This window comes from Flaviaestuariibacter terrae, from assembly GCF_054777635.1.
Genome location: NZ_BAAHAL010000006.1, coordinates 1,613,334 through 1,633,040, shown reverse-complemented (window position 1 = coordinate 1,633,040; position 19,707 = coordinate 1,613,334). Strand labels below are relative to the sequence as shown.

Here is a 19,707-nt window from a genome sequence, read left to right as displayed (position 1 = left end):
GCTCGGCCCTCCAGGCCGGCAACGTAACGGTAGGCCCGCTGGCCGGCTACTCCTTCAGCACGACCTCGGGTGGTACCTACAGCTCCACGCTGACGATTCCCACAACGGGTGGTGCACTGAGCCAGGCCGTATTTGTACAGTTCACCCCGACGGCGGTCCAGTCGTACAACGGCAACATCCCTGTTTCGGGTGCCGGTGCATCGGCCATCAACGTAGCTGCCTCGGGTGCGGGCGCCAACAACGCACCGACTGTTACTGCCGGCGCGGCAACGTCTGTGACCAACACCACGGCTACGGTTCCGGGCACCATCGGCAACAACGGTTGCACCGCGGTTACGGCTTATGGCATCGAGTACAGCACGACCAGCGGCTTTGCCAACGGCTCGGGCACACAGGCACCTGCCAGCAACCTCGCCGCCGGCTCCTTCAGCTCGGCACTGAGCGGCCTGACAGCCAGCACGACCTACTACTACCATGCTTTCGCTACCAATGCAGGTGGCACGGCTTACAGCACGCAGGGCACCTTCACCACGGCCGCCGGCCCGGTGATCAGCCTTACGGCCTCCACACTGGCTACGTTTGATTCGGTGTGTGTGGGCACGGTGTCGGCTCCGCATACCTTCGTCATTACCGGCACTAACCTCACGGCCGGCAATATCACGGTGGCAGCGGCCAACGGGTACCAGTTTGCCACAACTGCAGCTGGCCCCTACAGCCCGGCCCTTGCGCTGGCACAAACCGGCGGCTCGTACAGCCAGACCGTATTTGTACAGTTCGCGCCCACGGCCGTGCAGGCCTATAACGGATCGATCGCCGTCAGCGGCGGCGGTGCGTCGACCATCCTCAACGTGCTCGCGACCGGCGTTGGCAAAGTACAGGGGCCCACAGTGGTCACCCTGGATTCGACCAACATCAGCTACGGCTCGGTATCGCTCCGCGGTGCCGTCCTCGCCAACGGTTGCTCGGCCCTTACCGAGACCGGTGTTGAGTGGAGCGTGATCCCCAACTTCGCAGCCGGCACCGGCACGCAGGTGGCCGCCACGGGAATCCCGACAGGCGCCAGCTACCTCGTCAACGTGTCGAACCTGGTTCCGGGAATGACCTACTACTACCGCGCTTATGCCCGCAACGCCGGCGCCACCGGCTACGGTGCCGTTAAGAGCGTGACCCTCCCGGGTCTCCTCGCCGGCCTCCGCATTTGGCCGATGCCGGTAATGGCAGGACAGTCGTTCCAGCTCACGCTGAGCGGCCTTACCCCGGGTTACCATGGCATCGTGCTCTACAGCAGCAACGGCGCCCAGGTCTACCGCCGCAACCTGTACATCCAGGCTACGTACATCAACGAGCGCATCTCGTTCCCGGCCAGCCTGGCCGCCGGAACCTACCTGCTCCGCGTGGTGAACAATGATGGAACGGTTGCCAGCCAGACGATCGTGATCAATCACTAAGCCTTGTCTCCGCCAGCTGGCGGAACCAGGCCGAATGTTCGTTACAACAAAAAAAGCCCTGCCCGAAAGAGCAGGGCTTTTTTATTCCCGTATTTCTACAGCACAACTGCAAATGGAAAGCCCCGCCATCGGCGGGGCTTTCGTATGAAACAACTTCAGCGGACGGTTGAAAAGACAAGGATTACTCGCCCAAAGTGGCCCCTTCGGGCGACAGGGGGCTAAGCTTCACGTCGACGACGCGCAGCTGCAGGCTTTTTTCACCGTTCCATTCATTGACGTCAATCTTGTAAACAACATCCACGGGCTGGTTCTGCTCGAGCAGCGGCATCTTATCGGCCATGCCGAAACCGATACCGGTGAACGTGACACCATCCTGGCGCAGGGAGAAACGCAGGTGCTTTTCCTTCACCACGCGGCTGTAGCCCGTGTTCTGAACGCGGCGGCTGATGAACGTGGGCCGGAGGTTGTCGGGCCCGAAGGGCTCCATCTGTGCCAGTATATTGAAGAAGGACTGTGTGATGTCGCGGAACGACAGCTCGATGTCGATGAGGATCTCGGGCACGAGCAGGTCGGGGTGAATGGTTTCAGTCACCACTTCCTCGAAGCGCTCGATAAAGGCCTCGACATTGTCGGGGTGGAGCGTCATGCCGGCGGCGTAGAAGTGCCCGCCGTAGCCGAGCAGGAGGTCGCGGCACTGGTGGATCGCCTCGTATACGTTGAAGCCCGTAACGCTGCGCGCAGACCCTGCCACGACGTCGCCGCTTTGCGTGAGCACGATGGTCGGCCGGTAGTAATGCTCAATGAGCCGCGAGGCCACGATACCCACGACGCCCTTGTGCCAGTGCGGCTGGTAGAGCACGGTGCTGAGCCGGTTGAGTAATGTTTCGTCGCCACCGATAAGCGCAAGCGCCTCCTCGGTGATGCTGGTATCGGCTTCCTTACGCTGGCTGTTGTCGGTATGCAGCTGCTCGGCCCAGCGCATCGCTTCTTCAAGCGTCGTCGAAAGGAATAGTTGAACGGCCTTTCGGGCATCGTCCATACGACCAGCGGCATTGACCCGCGGTGCAATCATGAACACAAGGTTGTTGATCTGCAGCGGTCCCTGGTGGGCGCTGAGCACGCTGAGCGCGCGTATGCCGAAGTTGGCGTCGCGGTTGGCTTTCTCGAGGCCGCAGTAGGCCAGCACACGGTTCTCTCCGCTCATCGAGACGATGTCGGCCGCGATGGCCGTAGCAACGAGGTCGAGGTACCAGTAGGCTTCCTCGAGGGGCAGCTGCATCCGCTCGCAGAGCGCGCAGATAAGCTTGAAGCCGACGCCACAACCGCACAGCTCCTTGAACGGGTAGGAGCAGCCGGGTTGCTTGGGGTTGAGGATGGCCACGGCCTCCGGAAGCTGTTCGTCGGGGAGGTGGTGATCGCACACGATGAAGTCAATGCCCAGCGTTTTCGCATAGGCAATAAGCTCCACCGATTTGATGCCGCAGTCGAGCGCAATGATGAGCGTAAATCCGTTGGCATGCGCATGTTCGATGCCGGCCTTGCTCACGCCATAGCCTTCGCGGTAGCGGTGCGGGATGTAAAAGTCGAGGCGGTCGTAGTGCCGCGAGAGAAAGTGGTACATGCAGGCCACCGAGGTGGTGCCGTCCACGTCGTAGTCGCCGAACACGAGGATCTTCTCGCCCTCGTTGAAGGCATGAAGCACGCGGTCGGTGGCTTTGTCCATGTCTTTCAGCAGCCAGGGACTGTGCAGCTGCTCCAGGCTGGGCCGGAAGAAGGATTTGGCGGCTTCGTAGGTTTCGATGCCGCGTTGCACGAGCACCTGGCAAAGAGCCGGGTGAATACGAAGCGAGCGGAAGAGCTCGCTGGCCTTGTCGCGTTCGGCATAGGCCATCCGCCAGCGCTTGGCGGTTACAGGGATCGTCGTTTTTGCATCCATTTCAATACCTCCTGTCGGTTACATAGTTCACGAGATCGGCAAAGCCGGCCCGGATGGGCGACTCGGGGAAAGTAGCGAGCAGGTCGAGCGCTTCTTGCTTGTAGCCTTGCATCACCCCCTGTGCGTAGGTAATGCCGTTATGCTGTTGCACGGCGTCGAGCACATACTGCACCTTTCGTTTGTCCCTGTTTTCGTTCTTGATGATGTAGATCAGCTTCCGCCGCGTGGCGCGGTCGGCGTTGTTCAGCGTATAGATCAGAGGTAAGGTAAGCGTTTTTTCCTGGATATCATTGCCCGTGGGCTTGCCAACGTCTTCCGACGCATAGTCAAAAAGGTCGTCTTTTATTTGAAAGGCGATGCCCACTTTTTCCCCGAAGCGGCCCATGGTGGCGGTCAGCGCCTCGTCGCCCGAAGCGGCGAAGGCACCCGCGGCGCAGGCGGCGGAAAGGAGGGAGGCGGTCTTGCCGGTGATGATCTCGAAATACACCGACTCGTCGAGGTTGAGCGTGCGGGATTTCTCCAGCTGCAGGAGCTCACCCTCGCTCATGCGGCGCACGGCTTCCGAAAGCAGCTGGAGGATGCGGAAATCGTTGTTGTCGAGCGAGAGCAGCAATCCCTTGGCAAGCAGGTAGTCGCCCACGAGTACCGATATCTTATTTTTCCAGAGGGCATAAACCGAGAAAAAACCTCTACGTTCCGGTGCATCGTCGACAACATCGTCGTGTACAAGAGTGGCGGTGTGGAGTAATTCTACAAGAGAGGCGGCTCGGTAGGTAGACTCATTTACAGTACCGCAGAGTTTTGCCGAGAGAAAGACGAACATGGGACGGAGCTGCTTCCCCTTGCGCTTCACGATATAGCGCATGATGCGGTCCAGCATCGATACCTGGCTGCTCGCGGCCTCCTTGAACTTGTGCTCAAAGATCCGAAGTTCCTCCTCGATCAAATTAACAGGTAGCCGCATTCGTAAATTGCTGGCAAGGTACAAAGGGCTTGATTAATAATTCACTATGGTACAAGAATTGCTGTTTCCCGGTTTCCAAAAGCGGTAGAAATTAACTGAATTAAATACAAAAGTTTGGTTTTTGTACGTCAAGTTTTATTTTTGCCGCCAAGGACTTAGTTTTTCAAATCTTAACACCCAGTGTATGGCAAGCAAAAAAATTACTCTATTGACAGGCGCATTGTGTCTGTTGGCATCGGCCGGGTTCGCCCAGACCGGTACCTCCACCTCGGTGGGGCGTAGCTCGGTAAGCGACTCTTCCGTGATCCCCTCCCGCCGGATGCCGCAGCATACGGAATTCATGAACGGCTCTTACAACTTCCCCGCGAAACCCCGCAACCAGTGGGAAGTAGGTATCAAGGGAGGTCTTCTCAGCATCTCCGGCGACGTGGCTTCCCTGCCCAGCTGGGGTGCCGGTATCCACATCCGCAAGGCTTTCGGTTACCTGTTCTCCGCCCGTCTCGAATACATGTACGGTATCGCGAAGGGTCTCAACTGGAAATCCTCGACGAACTACCGCTACAATACCGCCTGGAATAACGTTCCCGGCTACCGTGCCGCTGCAGTTCCCGCTAACCCGGGCGGCGACATTCCCGTTTACTACAACTACAAGACAAACATCCAGGACCTGATGCTGGAAGGCATCATCACCCTGAACAACGTACGCTTCCACCGCGCCAAGACGGGCTACGCCCTCTACGCCATCGCCGGTGTGGGCGGATCGCTCTACGACGCCAAGGTGAACGCCCTGGACGCCAACGGCGCCGCTTACAATTTCAACACGGTGGCTTCCGGTACCTGGAAGACCCGCAAGGACACCCGTAAGGCCCTGAAGAGCCTGATGGACAACACCTACGAAACCGCTGCCGAGAACCACGGTGAGCTCCGTCCGAAACTTTTCGGTATGAGCTACAAGACCGTTGGTACGGTAGGTCTCGGTATCGCGTTCAAACTGAGCAACCGCTTCAACGTTGCCCTGGAAGACCGCTTTACCTTCACCAACGACGACCTGTACGACGGTCAGCGCTGGGCCGAGCAAACCCCCGGTTCGCCCGTGCTCACGCAGAACTTCGATACCTACAACTTCGCGTCCCTCGGTCTCAACATGAACCTGGGCTCGAAGTCGACAGAACCCCTGTGGTGGCTCAACCCGCTGGACTACGCTTACAGCGAGATCCGCAACCCCCGCCTCATGAAGCTGCCGAAGCCCGTACTGCCTGATACCGACGGCGACGGCGTTACCGACCAGTTCGACCTCGAGCAGACGCCTGCCGGTTGCCCGGTTGACGCCCATGGCGTAAGCCGCGATACCGACGGTGACGGTGTACCTGATTGCCGCGATAAGGAGCTGATCACCCCGACGTACTGCCAGCCTGTAGATGCGGAAGGTGTTGGTAAGTGCCCCTGCCCGAACGACAGCTGCGGTGGTGGTGGTCCCAAGCCCGGTGCCTGCGCAACTGCTCTCGGTTCGCTGCCTCCCATCAAGTTCACAGGTAACAGCGCTACCCTCAGCAGCGATGCCCAGAGCATGCTTGCTTCGGTTGCCGGCCGCCTGCGCAACAGCCCTGGTTGCAAGATCGTAGTGATTGGCTACTGCCAGAGCACGAAAGCCGAGCAGCAGCGCAGCTGGGAGCGTGTGAACGCCGTGATCAACTACATGGTAGAGAAAGAAGGCCTCAGCGCCGACCGCTTTATCTTCCAGTATGGTCAGGAAGGAACCGATTGCAACACTGTTGACCTCCGCGCAGCCACTGAAGGCGAGGAAGGCCCGGCTAACGTACCGGCTCCCCACCCGAACCTGCGTTCCAACAAATAAGGCTTGTCTTTTAAGTCCGTGATACTCCAAGCCCCTCGCAAGAGGGGCTTTTTTTTGCCTGCTGCTGCCCACCGCCAGGCCGGGAGCAGGGAGCGCCTGGAAAGGCCGGTACTCTTTCCTTTTAGTGAAATCTTAACGGCTGAGCCGGGCTTGCCCCTGCTTTAAACGGTAATATTGCCGGAACTAATTACCTTTGCCCCTCCTTATGCGTTTACTAGTCGTTTTATTCCTTGGCCTCCTGCTTACCAGCTGCGACAGCGTTTCCAAGGTTCTGAAAAGCAAGGACCCGGAATACAAGCTGCGAAAGGCCGAAAATTACTTCGCCCGCAAGAAGTACAATTTCGCCCAGGAGATCTACGAAGACATCATGCCTTATTTCAAAGGCACCCAGAAGTTCGAGGATATCTACTACAAGTACGCCTACACCGCCTACTACCAGCGTGACTGGCTGAACGCGGAGAACCTGTTCAAGACCTACACCGAGGTATTCCCCCACAGCGCCCGCGCCGAGGAAATGGAATACATGCGGGCCTATACCTTCTACCGCCAGTCGCCGAAGCCCGAGCTTGACCAGACCAATACCATCAAGGCGATGGGGATGATGCAGACCTTCATCAACACGCACCCCGGCTCGGCCCGCAACAAGGAAGCTGGCGCCATCGTGGATGCCTGCCGCACGAAGCTCGAGGTGAAGGACCGCAAGGCCGCCCAGCTTTATTTCGACCTCGGGCAGTACCGCGCCGCGGCCACCGCCTTCGAGGCCGTGATGAACAACTACCCCGACTCGCAGGAATCCGATATGTACCTGTTCATGGCCATCAAATCGCACTACCTGTTCGCACAGATGAGCGTGGAGGAAAAGCGCGAGGAGCGCTATGGCCGTGTGGTGGATGCCTGCACCGATTTCATGGACCGTTTCCCCCAAAGCACTTACGCCAAGGAGGTGCAACAATACTTATCTTTGTCACAAACCCAGATTAAAGCAATAACCCATGAGCCGTCTAAGACGCCAGCATAGCGCCAACCTCTCCAACAACGTAGAGGCCAAGGACCTGAACGATCTGAAGTCGCGTACCGGCAACGTGTACGAGTCCATCTCGATCATCGCCAAGCGCGCCAACCAGATCAACATCTCCCTGAAAGAGGAGCTGCACAGCAAGCTCGAGGAGTTTGCCAGCCACACCGACAGCCTCGAGGAAGTACACGAGAACAAAGAGCAGATCGAGATCTCGCGCGCTTACGAGAAGATGCCGAACCCGGCCCTCCTTGCTACCCAGGAATTCCTGGAAGACAAGGTATACCACCGCAAGAACGAGGACGACCTGTTCCGTTAAGGAGCGGCGCCTTCCACCGATCGTATACAAAGCCATATCGTGCCGATATGGCTTTTCCTTTCCGAACGCTCGATTTTTCAATGCTCAATTTTCAAGGTCAAAGGAGAACTCCACTTGAATATTGAGCATTGATCGTTGAAAATTGAATATTTTTCTGGCTGCACTATCATCAACCCGCATGTCATTAACCGGAAAAAAGATCCTCATTGGCATCACCGGCTCCATCGCCGCTTACAAGATACCCATGCTGGTACGTCTCCTCGTAAAGGAAGGCGCCGAAGTACGCGTGCTGATGACGGACGCGGCCAAAGACTTTGTGTCGGAGCTGACCCTCTCCACGCTTTCGAAAAGCGCGGTGCTGAGCAAGCTGTTCGACGAAGGCGCCTGGGCCAACCACGTGGCGCTTGGGCGCTGGGCCGATGTGTTCGTGCTCGCGCCCCTCAGCTGCAATACGCTTGGCAAGATGGCTACCGGCCAGTGCGACAACCTGCTGCTGGCGACCTGGCTCTCGGCCACCTGCCCGGTGCTGGTGGCGCCGGCGATGGATGAAGACATGTGGCAGCACGGATCCACGCGCGCCAACCTCGAAAAGCTCCGCTCCTGGGGCGTCCAGGTGCTCCCCGCCGAGCATGGCGAGCTGGCCTCGGGACTTATCGGCGAAGGCCGGATGGCGGAGCCCGAAACGATCCGTGACCGGCTGGCGCGCTTCTTCGCCGTTCGGGGCCAGCTGGCGGGAAAGAAAGTGCTGGTAACGGCCGGCCCCACATACGAAGCGATCGATCCCGTGCGTTTTATCGGCAACCATTCCTCCGGTAAGATGGGCTATGCCCTCGCAGAGGAGCTCGCATTCCGCGGCGCCGAGGTACGCCTCGTGTCCGGACCTGTTTCGCTGCCAGCGCCGCAGGGCGTGGAGCTCGTACGGACGGAATCGGCGCAGGCCATGTACGATGCCTGCCTTGAAGCACATGGCTACGATATCGCCGTGATGGCTGCCGCCGTAGCGGACTATACCCCGGTAACGGTAAGCGAGCAGAAGATCAAAAAGACTGAAGGCGCGTTGACCTTGTCGTTGAAAAAGACCGCCGACATCCTGGGCACCCTGGGCGCCCGGAAAACGGACCGGCAGCTGCTCGTTGGCTTTGCGCTGGAAACGGAAAACGAGGCCGAGAATGCGCGGCAGAAGCTGCAACGCAAGGGCGCCGACCTACTGGTGCTCAACTCGCTCAACGACGCAGGCGCCGGCTTCGGCACCGATACGAATAAAGTGACTCTGTTCTATAAAGACGGGCGCGAGCAGCCGCTGCCGCTGCAGGGAAAAAAAGACGTGGCCCGGTCGATCGTGGATGCAATAACTGAACTCATCTGAATGAAAAAATTACTCGTTATCGCCCTGCTGCTGTGGGGCAGCGCCACCCGGGCGCAGGAGCTGCAGGCACGCGTGTCGGTGGTGGCCCAGCGCGTGTCGTCGCAGGTAGACAAGAAGATCTTCAACACCCTGCAGACGGCGCTCACCAACTTCGTCAATGCGCGCAAATGGACCACCGATACCTGGCAGCCGCAGGAGCGCATCAAGTGCAACTTCCTGGTCACGATCAACGAAGACCTGGGCAACAACGTCTTCCGCGCCACGCTGACCGTGCAGGCCGCACGCCCGGTATGGGGCACGGCCTATGAGTCGGCGCTGATCAACTTCCAGGACAACGACTTTGTCTTCAAGTATATTGAGTTCCAGGCCATCGAGTTCAACGAGAACCGCGTGCAGGGCAACGACCCGCTCGCCTCGAATATCACGGCGATGCTGGCCTATTACGCCAACATCATCATTGGCCTCGACTACGACTCGTTCAGCCCCCGCGGCGGCGATCCGTATTTCATGAAGGCCCTCAACATCGTCAACCAGGCGCCCGAGGGCCGCGACATCTCGGGCTGGAAAGCCTTTGATGGCGTGCGCAACCGCTTCCGCCTCGTGGAGAATCTCACCGACAACCGCTTCACGCTTTTCCACGACGCCATTTACGCGTACTACCGGGGCGGCTTCGACCAGCTTGTCGAGAACGAGGATGCCGCCCGCGGAGCGCTGATTTCGGCACTCAACAACCTCGAAAGCCTCAACCGCGACAACCCGAACTCGATGTTCATGGCCGTCTTCTTCCAGGGAAAGAGCAACGAGCTGTTCAAGGTATTCAGCAAGGCAAAGCCGGAGCAGAAGCAGCGGGCCCGTGAGCTCCTCACGCGCCTCGACATCACCAACATTCAATTGTATAAAGACCTCAAATGATGCGCTTCCTCTGTGTAGCCGTCCTGGTGCTGCTGTTCTCCTGCGGCGGTGATCGCCTGCCGAAGGACGTGCTGCCGCCGGCGCGGATGGCGCTCGTGCTCAAGCAGCTGCTCATCGCCGACGAGTGGGTGGGCTACCGCCGCGAGCGCGATACCCTGTTCGATGCCAATGCCGAGCGCATCCACCGCTACCGCGCCGCCTTCCGGGAAGCGGGCATCAGCGAGGCGCAGTTCCGCAGCTCCTTTGCCTACTACGAGGCGCACCCGGAGCTGCTCCGCAATGTGTTCGACACGTTGCAGCGGCAACCCAATATCGATACAGTAGCCGCTCCCGCAGCCGCGCCGGCGAAGGCGCCGCGCCGCAAGACCGCACCGAGTGGCCCTGTGAACTAAGCGGTGTATAACTATCTGCCCGCAACGGCCGCCCTTCCTTATTTTTGACGCCTATACGTGCTATATGAATAAGGTTTACGATCATGCGGCAGCCGCCCTCTTCGACATTGCCGATGGCGCCAGCATCATGCTGGGAGGCTTTGGCCTGTGCGGCATTCCCGAGAACAGCATCAACGCCCTGCAGGAGCGCGGCGTGAAAGACCTGACCTGCATTTCCAACAATGCGGGTGTCGACGACTTCGGTCTCGGGCTGCTGCTGCAAAGCCGCCAGATCCGCAAGATGATGGCCTCGTACGTGGGTGAGAACGGCGAGTTCGAGCGGCAGCTGCTCAGCGGCGAGCTCGAAGTGGATCTTATCCCGCAGGGAACGCTTGCTACCCGCATCCAGATGGCGGCCATGGGGATTCCCGCCTTCTTCACGCCGGCCGGCTATGGCACCGAGATCGCCGAAGGCAAAGAAGTGCGCGAGTTCGACGGCAAGATGTACCTCATGGAAAAGGCCCTGCACGCGGATTTTGCCATCGTCAAGGCCTGGAAGGGAGACCGCTACGGCAACCTCGTATTCCGCAAAACCACCCGCAACTTTTCGACGTCGATGGCCAAGGCCGGGCGCGTGACCATTGCCGAAGTGGAGCAGCTCGTGGAGCCCGGTGACCTCGATCCCGACGATATCCATGTGGCGGGCATCTACGTGCACCGCATCTTCGAAGGAACCAATTACGAAAAGCGCATCGAGCGACGCACTGTTCAATTAAGTCATTAATCTCAACTCCGTGATCCCGGATCATTCTCAAATCAGATCCGGGATAATGAGATCCGAGATAACCAGATAACTTCCCTATGGCTCTAGACAAATATGGTATCGCCCGGCGCATCGCCCAGGAACTGCGCGACGGCATGTATGTAAACCTCGGTATCGGCATTCCAACACTGGTGGCCAACTACGTGCCGCAGGGAATGTTCATCATGCTCCAAAGCGAAAACGGCATGCTTGGTATGGGCCCTTACCCTACCGATGAAGCCATCGACGCTGACCTGATCAACGCGGGCAAGGAAACGGTAACGGTAGTGCCCGGTGGCGTTTTCTTCGACAGCGCCGAGAGCTTCGGGATGATCCGTGCCGGCAAGGTCGACCTCACGGTGCTCGGCGCCATGGAGGTCAGCGAGCGGGGCGACATCGCCAACTGGAAGATACCTGGCAAGATGGTAAAGGGTATGGGCGGCGCGATGGACCTCGTGGCTTCCGCCCGCAACATCATCGTAGCAATGATGCATACTAACCCGAAAGGGGAGTCGAAGCTGCTGCCGCAGTGCAGCCTGCCGCTCACCGGTGTTGGCTGTGTAAAGAAAGTGGTGACGGAGCTGGCGGTGCTTGATGTGACGCCCGACGGTTTCCGCCTGCTGGAGCGCGCACCCGGCGTCTCTGTCGAGGAGATCCGTTCGAAGACGGCCGGGAAGCTGCTTATCGAAGGCGACATTCCCGAAATGAAACTCTGAGCTTACTCTTCAAAAAGACGCCCGAGGTCTTCGAGCACCTGCGCGGCGAGGTCGCGGTCGATCGCCGGCTGCAGCTTCCATGTGGAGCCGCTGCGCCGCGCCACGATATCGGGCAGATCGGCTTGCAGGTTCATCAGGGCATCGGGCCGCAGGTGTACTGTATCGCCGTTGCGGGAAATCTGGTAACGGACAGGGTTGCCGTCAACGAAAAGTACGGTGCTGAGCAGGGTGGTAGTATTGGTTTGGGCGATCATGTTGAATACGATGACGAACCGTAAATCTACAATACGCCGCGCAGCAATCCCAATCTTGTTTCAGCTATTTCTGAACGCTATCAGTTTCGCTCTAACCTCTCTACAGAATTAGTCTTATCAGAACGGATATCCGATGGCAAGGTTGTAGACGATATTCGACCTGCGCCAATCCCTTTCCTGAAACTTGATCGCGTTGATCACCCAGGGGTTCTGTTCCCAGGGTTTGCGTATCGGGAAGCCCGCGTCAAGACGGATCACGAACAGGTACAGGTCGAGGCGCGCACCGATACCGACGTCGACGGCAAGCTGGCTGAAGAAGTTGCCGTTGAAGCCCGAGCCGGGACGCTCCGGGTCTTCGTGCGCCAGCCAGATATTGCCGGCGTCGACAAACACGGCGCCGTACAGTGGTCCCGAGATATGGGGCCGGTATTCGCTGTTGAATTCAAATTTGATATCACCCGTCTGGTCGCCAAGGAACGTGGTGGCGGATGTGTCGCGGAAGGTGCCGGGGCCCACCGAGCGGCTGCGGAAACCACGAAGGCTGTTGTTGCCACCGACGAAAAATTGCTTGATGTAGGGCATCTGGTTGGAGTTGCCGTAGGGAATTCCGTAGCCCAGGTTGAGGCGGTTGACCCAGGCCGATTTGGTGGAGAGACGGCGGTACCAGCGGCCGTCCACTTCGAACTTGAGGTACTGATCGAAGATGGCGCCGGCAATTCGCTGCGGGCGCGTTTTTTTGGTCGCGCCGGTGACGAGGCCGGCGATGTTGCCCGACATGTCGAACAGCCCGTTGAAGTAAAACGAGTTCAGCTTGAGCAGCCCGTTGGCCACTTCGTTGTAATTGAACTGGAAGTTGGAGCCAATCACGAACTGCGAGTCGACAACGTGGCGGAGATAGGGGTGGTGCAGCAGGCTGTCGCGGTATTCGGCCGTTACGTTGATCGGCTGCACGTAGTTGATGGCGACGGGGTTGACCTCGAACGTGTGCTGCGCATCGGGCTTCCAGGAGTATCCGAGCTGGCCACGGAAGGAGTTGACCGTATAGAGCTTGTTGCGTTGCAGCAGGTCGTAGCCGATCTGGATGTTGCTGCGCGGCACAAAGGCGCTGGTCGTATTTACCTTGAAGAAGGGTACTACGAAGCGCGGGATGGAGAAGGTTGCCTCGGCGCCGGCGCGGTAGGTGTTGTAGCCCTGGAAGGTGCCGCCGAACTGCGTTTCGGTGCCGATATAGCCGGAGATAACGAGTTGCTCGGCCTGCCGGAACGTATTGCGGTTGCGCCAGGTAAAGTTGATCTGCGACCCGTTCAGGTTGTTCGACTTCGTAGTAACGCCGACCTCCGCGCGCAGGTTTTTCTTCTGCTGCGGCGTGAGGTAGTAGTATGCATCCAGCTTGGCACTGTCGCCCACCGGCTCGAAGCGGTTTTTCACATACCGGAATTCGTTGAGGTTGATGAGGCGCGCCAGCGTCGTGTTGTGATCCGCGCGGTTGTAGAGATCGCCCGTGCGGAACACCATGATCCGCGGCCAGAACCAGTTCTTGAAGCGCTTCTGGCGGTCGATGATCTGGAAGCCTTCATACGATACAGCTGTGGATGCGATGGTATCCGGCTTGTTGCCGTTGATGCGGTAATTGGCGTAGATGTAGGTGTTGTTGATGCGGTAGGGCACAAGCGCATCCTGCGGCGCGTCGTTTTTCACCACCATTACCAGGTCCACTTTGTGATTGCCGATCGTGCTGTCGACCTGCAGCAGCAGGTAATCGGGGCTGAAGTAGAAGTAGCCTTTCTCCTTGAGCCGCGCATCGATGCGGGTGCGCTCGCCCTTCACCAGGTCAAGGTCGTAGGGTTCCTTTGGCTTCAGGAGGCTTTTGTCGGCGTCCACGAGGATGTCGCGCGTGAGCTCGATGCTGTCTGTCGGGAAGCGCACCGAGTTGATCGTGTATTGCGCGTTGGCCTCGACACGGAAGTTTGCATGTCCCTTGCGTCCATGAACGACGGTATCGCCGCTGCTGTGCACTTGGAAAAATCCCTTGTTCTGCGCGTGGTTGTCGAGCAGCTTTACATTGTTGTTGAGATCAACGCTGCTCAGCAGCACGGGCGGCTCGCCCAGCTGGTTGCGAAGGCGCCCGAGAAATGAGTTCGGCTTTTTGTTGCGCAGCAGGTTGTAGATCCCGAGCTTGAAGGGAATGCCGAGGAACCGCGAGTTGGGGCGCGGGCGTACGAGGTTCTCGAGGTCTTCGTCGAGCACCTTCTTCTGGCGTGCCGTCAGGTCGGAGGTATTGACGATGGTAATCCGCGCCCCGGTATAAAGGTGCTCACCGGGAGGCAGGTGCCTGGTGCCGCTGCAGGCAGCCAGCAACAGGCAGCCCGTGAGGGCCGATACGAGTAATGCCTTGCTCATTCTTGTTCCGTTTCTTTAGATCCTTGTTCGGTGGTGGCGGCGGGTGCCGTTGCCGGTGTTCCTTCCTGCTTCTGCGGGGGCTGTTGCTCCCCTTTTTCCTTTTCCAGTTTTTTGACTTCGCGACGAACGCGGCGTCCCTGCAGCACTTCGCGGAAGCGGTTGTAGTCGACCGATATCTGGAAGGCGAGGCCGGTTTCGATCACGTATCCGTCCACAGTGCCTTCGTAGTCGTTGCGCCGGTAAAAGCGCAGCATATAGCGGCCATCGCGGCTCAACTGGTAATTGACCTGGATATTGCCGGCAACGTTGTTCGAAGCCTGGTTGCTTTGCTGCGGGCCTTCGAGCTGGAAGTTGCTGCCCACCGTCACCTGCAGGCGATCGTTGAGAAGGCGCTTGCTGAGACCCACGTTGAGGTCGGTGCGGCTGCGGCGCTCACCGGTGGTATAGTCGTCGCTCGAGGCCACGTCGAAGTTCAGGTCCACACCGCTGATCAGCCCTGAAGCAAGGCTGTTGAGCTGCTCGGTAAGCAGCTTGCTAACGCTCGTTCGTGCAAAGGTGCCCGCGTTGAAGCCGCCGGCACTCGACGAGAACGGGTTTTCACCCACGAAGCGGTTGAGCAGCAGTACGGCAAACACCTGCTTATTCAGTTCCGAGGGCTCCTGCCGCAGCTGCGCGAGGCGCACGTTGACCGTGCTCACGACGTCGCCCGCCACATTGAAGCTGCGGCCGGCAGGAAGCTGAATGTCGAACGACAGATCGGGCTTCATCAGGTCGCCCTTCAGGTAAAGCAGTATCTGGAAGGGCAGCTTCTGCAGGTAATAGTTGCGTTGCGATGTTTCAGCGATCTGCTGGTCCACGAGATCGAGCGGAGCCGTGTTGGCTTCGTATCGGCCCGTTACATCGAGCTGCGCGGCCGTCGGCTCGCCAAGCCAGGTAATGCGGCTGCCGGGGTCGACGGTGAAGCGGCGGCGAAGGAAGTTCATCGCAAACTGGTACGCGCCCTCGTTGATGACGTAGGTGCCGGTAAGCGTGATCTTGCCGCTTGGGTCCACACCCGCGTTGAGGTTGCCCGTGCCTTTCAGGTTGAGGAAGTCGCCCTGCGCCACGTCGACGATCACGTTGAAGGCAGCCTCCTTCGCGATGTCGATATTGACCGACACATCGAAACCGAGCACCTGGGTGTGGTTGAGTGAATCGTAATTTTTGAAAAGCGTATCCGAGGCCGGGTTGCTGAAGTCGACAAACTCCACCACGCCGTCGCGGTCCACGATACCCGGCTCACGCTGCGGGATGACGATGGAGAGAGCTGTCCCGTCCTTCACGCCGATGCTTCCATCGACTACGGGTGCCGCCTCGGTGCCGCCGATGTGGAGACGGCTGTCCATATACAGCTTGCCATAATAAAGGCTGTTCTGGCGCTTCGTCGTATTCAGCGCGCGGAAGTTGTTGGCCTTGACGTTGAGGTCGAAGTTGTAGTTGATAAAATTGGTCGTACGCACGTTGCCGTCGAGCGTAAGGGCGTTGCGCGCGGAGTCGAGGATCGAGAAGTTGTCGAAGCGGAAGCCCTGCTCGCTCACCTTCAGCTCCTCGTTGTCGATCGTGAGCGGACCGCCGAGGGCCACCGTTGTAAGCGACGCTTTGTTGAAGCGCAGACTGCCATCGACCTTCGGGGCGGCGGTGCTGCCGCGGATCGTGGCGCCGCCGGTGATGGTGCCCGATGCATCGGTAATGAACGAGGCGAGCGCGCCGCGCAGCGATTGCAGTTGCAGCGCACGGATGGCGAGATCGAGGTTGAGACCGATGTCGCTGCCCTGCGGCGTCAGCGTACCGGTGATGCCCAGGTCGTTGCCATGCCCCGTTACGGTAATGTCGGCCACATAGCGATCGCCGGATGCGTTGTTGACCTTGAGCGCCACATCGCCGATGGTGTCTTTGCGGAAGCTCAGGTTCGAGATGGTAAGGTCGCTGCTGAAGAGCGGGTTCTTCGGCAGGTTGCGGAACGTAGCGCCCCCGTTGAGCGTGCCATCGGCCAGCAGCGTGTCGGCGCGCAGGAATCCGGTGATGGTGCCAAGACGGAAGTTGCTGAAGCGCACGTCGAGCGGGCCACCGGTGCCGCCGATGCTGTTGAGGGCGAGCGACTGTCCTTCGCGGCTCAACACGAAGTTATTCGCGCCGATCGATGTGGGTGTTATCGTGAGCGTATTGCCGGCGCCGATGCTCCAGGCCTGGTAGTTCAGCAGCAGGCTGTCGGGGCGCAGCGACAATACATAGGTGCCGCTGGAAGGCTGGCGCAGGATCCCGCTGAGATGGTATTTCGGATTGTCGGCCTTATCGTTCACCCCGAGGTTGAAATCGATCACGTTGTTCTGCACCGTGGCAGTAAGGCGCGTGTTGTAGATGTTGAAGGTGTTGCCACTCACAAAGTGCGAGAGATCCCCTGTCAGTTGCAGGCCGTTGGGCGTGCTCGTAACCGTGAGGTTGAGGCCGCTGAGCGTATTGCCGCTGAAGGCCAGGTCAGGCGCATTGACTTTTGCATTGATGCCACGGCCGCTGGCGAGGCTGCCCTCGGCATGGAGCGACTGGTTGAAGGTCAGTCCCGGCACCAGCGCCTTGAATACCGGCGAGTTCGTTGCGTCGAGGCGGAAGTTGATATCGTAAGGTTGCACCGCCTGGGCCTTGTAGCTGCTGCCCACACCGAAGTAGGGCTGGATGTTGTTCTGAATGATATAGCCCAGGTCGGCAAAGCGGTAGCGCCCATTGAGGTCGGCATTGAGGAACGGACTGCGTACTTCCATTATGTTGTTGGCGCCGTTGTGAAACGACACAAGGCTCATGCTGTCAACCGGCGCGCGTTCCTTTCCGGAAACAAAGAGCGCGTCGGTGATCAGGAGGCGTCCGTCGAGGTGGTCGGTGCTCAGCTCGGTCACTTCTCCGTTGATGCGGCCGCGGAAGCTGAGCGGCGTCGTAGTAAAGCCGAGCGGCTTCGTCTTGATGCTGTCGATAAACCCGTTGACCTTGAAGCGAAGGGCCTTGCCGTAGGTGCCGGAGGTGTTGAGCGTGAGGTCGATATTGGGATCGTGCACGTCGACTTTCGCCGTGAAGGTCGATGGCGTCAGTCGTCCGTCGAGGCGGAGGTTCTTGTAGTTATACTTATTGTAGGTAACGGCGGGTATCGTGCCGTTGAAGCTGCTGTTGATCGTAGCCGGTGTAAGGCCGCTGCCGTTGAGGCGGAAGTTCGCCGTGAGCGAGCCGATGGGCGCCTTCCCGCGCATGATCTTGTCGAGCCGGAGGCTGCGGGTGCTGACGGTTGTGTTGTAGCGCGCTTTTTCGGGGACTGTCAGGTTGCTGAAGGTTCCGTTGACGGCTGCGTTGCCATATTCAGTTGCCATCGCAAGATGCGCACTCATGTTCTGCATATTGCCCGAGAGCGTGCCGCTCATGTCGTAGTTCTCCGGGAGGTCCATCTGTGCGTTGTCGAGCCGCTTGCCCATAAACACGGCGAGGTCGTTTTGCGTAGTATGGAAGCGCCGAATGGTAAAGGTGCCGCCGGCCGCTTTCGGGTTGTTGAGCCCGGCAAGGGTTCCCGATGCATCGATGCGCGTGCTGCCGAGCCCGCTGAATTGCAGCGACCCGATCTGGAGGCGGTCCATGGTGCCGGAGCCCTGGAAGTTGAGCGACCACACGGCGGCGGGGTTTCGAAAAGCGGGATTGCTGCGCAGCTGTGGGGCAAAGGCGAGTATATCTTTCACCTGGATGCGGCTGTCGCGGATGTCGATGTCGAATACCGTATGGGCAAAGTCTTTGACGAGGGCGTCCTGCGAGGCGTAGCGCAGTTCGGCGGAGCGTTGCAGGCGCGTTCCCGGGGTGCGGAGCGACAGTTTGCGGAGATAGGCCACCTGGTTGGCATACAGGAGGTCGCCGCTGAGCTCGTCGAGCTGGAAGCCGCTCTTCTCGCGGAAGGATCCTTTTGTAACGGCCGCGGCGATGGAGTCTTTTGTCAGCACGAAATTGCGGATGCCCAGGGTGAGGTCGCTGCCGTCGAAGTGGGCATAGTCGATGCCGTGAAGCTGCCGCGGCGAATTGTCGTTGTCGAACCGGATATGGTTGCCGTTGACCTCGAGGGCGTCGATGCGGACTGACCAGGGCTCCGAGGTCACCGAGTCGGCCTTGTGCGCCACGGCCTTTGCCAGTTCGCGGGCCTCGGGCTTGCGGCCCAGCCGCATCACGAAATCGTTGCGGTCGAGGCGGAGGGAAGCCAGGTGGAGCACCTGTTTTTCGAGGTCGATGTCCTTGCCCTGCAGCAGGATGTCGCCGATCTTCAGCTGGGTATAAAAGGCCGAGGTTTCGTTGCCGTAGTCGATCCACGAATCGCGGAGCCGCACCTGCCCGAGCCTGATCCTGGGCACCAGGACTTTGGCCACTTTGCCATCGGCGTTGATGGGCGGCGCCGTCAGGGGCCGCGTCTGGTAATAGCGCACCCGCACCCCGCTTGCTTCTACCTGCGGTATCGCGAAGTGGTAGCCGTAAGGATCGAGGGTATCGATCTTCGCCGACATGGAGGCGATGCTGGCGTCCATATCGTTGCCGGTAAGGACGTCCTTATACACGATATGCGAATTCTTCAGCGACAGGTTGCGCACCTCGAACTTCATCACCGGTGCAGCGGCGGTATCGGGGTTCTTGCTTTGCTCACCCATAAAGGCATCCACCACGAACTGGAAGTTATAGACGGTGTCGGGGAGCACCCGTTTGATCTTGGCGGTGATGTTCTCGAACTGCAGGTCCTTGATGGCGATCTCGTTGGAGAAGATGCGGAAGAGGTCGATGTTGGCATGCACGCGGCCCCCGGCGATGAGGGTATCGTGGGTGCGGTCTTCCATGTACAGGTTCTCGATCGTAACGAGGCGCGGAAGCCCGATACGGATGGAGCCGATCTCAACCCGGGTGTGCAGCTTGTTGGACAGGTAGCTGGCCGTTTTATGGCTGGCCCAGCGCTGCACGGGAGGCGTCAGGAGAAGCAGCGCCAGCACGACCACCAGCAGGAGCAGTCCCAGCACAGTTTTGAGGAGAATGCGGGCGATGCGCTGCAGGGGAGTGCGGTGAATGGGGGGCGGAGTATTTTTTTCTGTAGACATCGGAACGGGCTGTTGGCCACTACAGAAAGGCAAATAGCAGACCCTGCCTATGGACGGGCTGCTGGGGAGGCTTTTCTACAAGGAAATGGGCCCGCTGCTTAACGAAAGATTAATGGAAAAGTGGAAACCGGCCGGCGGAATCTCCTATCTTTGCAGCGTTATTTGAGTGCCTCGCGTTAAGTACAGTGATTTCATCTAAGTCAGTTTTTCCATC

Annotated in this window: 14 protein-coding genes; 9 read left to right on the top strand and 5 right to left on the bottom strand. The window is 59.1% G+C overall.

Going from position 1 to position 19,707, the window contains the following annotated elements:
• A partial coding sequence (locus ACYU7Z_RS07940; RefSeq protein WP_460569134.1) for a T9SS type A sorting domain-containing protein occupies nt 1–1,448 on the top strand: 1,448 nt, incomplete at its 5' end.
• A 181-nt stretch (nt 1,449–1,629) separates the two neighbouring features.
• Here ACYU7Z_RS07940 and recJ read toward each other — a convergent pair.
• On the bottom strand, nt 1,630–3,384 hold the full coding sequence (recJ, locus tag ACYU7Z_RS07935) for a single-stranded-DNA-specific exonuclease RecJ (RefSeq protein WP_460569132.1): 1,755 nt from the start codon (nt 3,382–3,384) through the stop codon (nt 1,630–1,632).
• 1 nt (nt 3,385) lies between these two features.
• A complete protein-coding gene (locus ACYU7Z_RS07930) occupies nt 3,386–4,330 on the bottom strand; it encodes a polyprenyl synthetase family protein (RefSeq protein WP_460569130.1) in 945 nt (314 codons plus the stop codon).
• Between the two features lie 319 nt (nt 4,331–4,649).
• On the opposite strand from ACYU7Z_RS07930, the gene ACYU7Z_RS07925 reads away from it, so the two are divergent.
• The 8 genes from ACYU7Z_RS07925 to ACYU7Z_RS07890 all read left to right on the top strand — a co-directional run bounded on the left by ACYU7Z_RS07925 (nt 4,650) and on the right by ACYU7Z_RS07890 (nt 11,704).
• A complete protein-coding gene (locus tag ACYU7Z_RS07925) occupies nt 4,650–6,203 on the top strand; it encodes an OmpA family protein (protein WP_460569128.1) in 1,554 nt (517 codons plus the stop codon).
• Between the two features lie 205 nt (nt 6,204–6,408).
• Nucleotides 6,409–7,221, top strand: coding sequence for an outer membrane protein assembly factor BamD (locus ACYU7Z_RS07920; RefSeq protein WP_460569126.1), 813 nt, complete (start codon nt 6,409–6,411; stop codon nt 7,219–7,221).
• Nucleotides 7,196–7,537, top strand: a complete 342-nt coding sequence (locus ACYU7Z_RS07915; protein ID WP_460569124.1) for a DNA-directed RNA polymerase subunit omega — start codon at nt 7,196–7,198, stop codon at nt 7,535–7,537. Before ACYU7Z_RS07920 ends, ACYU7Z_RS07915 begins: the two co-directional genes overlap by 26 nt.
• Nucleotides 7,538–7,715: 178 nt before the next feature.
• Nucleotides 7,716–8,903, top strand: coding sequence for a bifunctional phosphopantothenoylcysteine decarboxylase/phosphopantothenate synthase (coaBC, locus tag ACYU7Z_RS07910; RefSeq protein ID WP_460569122.1), 1,188 nt, complete (start codon nt 7,716–7,718; stop codon nt 8,901–8,903).
• Nucleotides 8,904–9,815, top strand: coding sequence for a DUF4835 family protein (gene porD, locus ACYU7Z_RS07905; protein WP_460569120.1), 912 nt, complete (start codon nt 8,904–8,906; stop codon nt 9,813–9,815).
• The gene (locus ACYU7Z_RS07900; RefSeq protein WP_460569118.1) at nt 9,812–10,207 is read left to right on the top strand and encodes a DUF4296 domain-containing protein; all 396 of its coding nucleotides are present in this window, start codon (nt 9,812–9,814) and stop codon (nt 10,205–10,207) included. Before porD ends, ACYU7Z_RS07900 begins: the two co-directional genes overlap by 4 nt.
• A gap of 64 nt (nt 10,208–10,271) precedes the next feature.
• A complete protein-coding gene (locus ACYU7Z_RS07895; protein ID WP_460569116.1) occupies nt 10,272–10,970 on the top strand; it encodes a CoA transferase subunit A in 699 nt (232 codons plus the stop codon).
• A 77-nt stretch (nt 10,971–11,047) separates the two neighbouring features.
• Complete coding sequence (locus tag ACYU7Z_RS07890; protein ID WP_460569114.1) at nt 11,048–11,704, top strand: sugar phosphate isomerase family; 657 nt, start codon at nt 11,048–11,050, stop codon at nt 11,702–11,704.
• A gap of 2 nt (nt 11,705–11,706) precedes the next feature.
• Here the strand turns inward: ACYU7Z_RS07890 and ACYU7Z_RS07885 are convergent, their stop codons facing one another.
• From ACYU7Z_RS07885 to ACYU7Z_RS07875, 3 genes are all read right to left on the bottom strand, one after another.
• Entirely contained in the window at nt 11,707–11,958 is a 252-nt protein-coding gene (locus ACYU7Z_RS07885) for a hypothetical protein (protein ID WP_460569112.1), read from the bottom strand.
• 117 nt (nt 11,959–12,075) lie between these two features.
• Nucleotides 12,076–14,358 (bottom strand): BamA/TamA family outer membrane protein, encoded by a 2,283-nt coding sequence (gene tamL, locus ACYU7Z_RS07880; RefSeq protein ID WP_460569110.1) that lies wholly within the window; start codon nt 14,356–14,358, stop codon nt 12,076–12,078.
• Nucleotides 14,355–19,493, bottom strand: a complete 5,139-nt coding sequence (locus ACYU7Z_RS07875; protein ID WP_460569108.1) for a translocation/assembly module TamB domain-containing protein — start codon at nt 19,491–19,493, stop codon at nt 14,355–14,357. The genes tamL and ACYU7Z_RS07875 overlap by 4 nt, the downstream gene beginning before the upstream one ends.
• Nucleotides 19,494–19,707 lie beyond the last annotated feature (214 nt).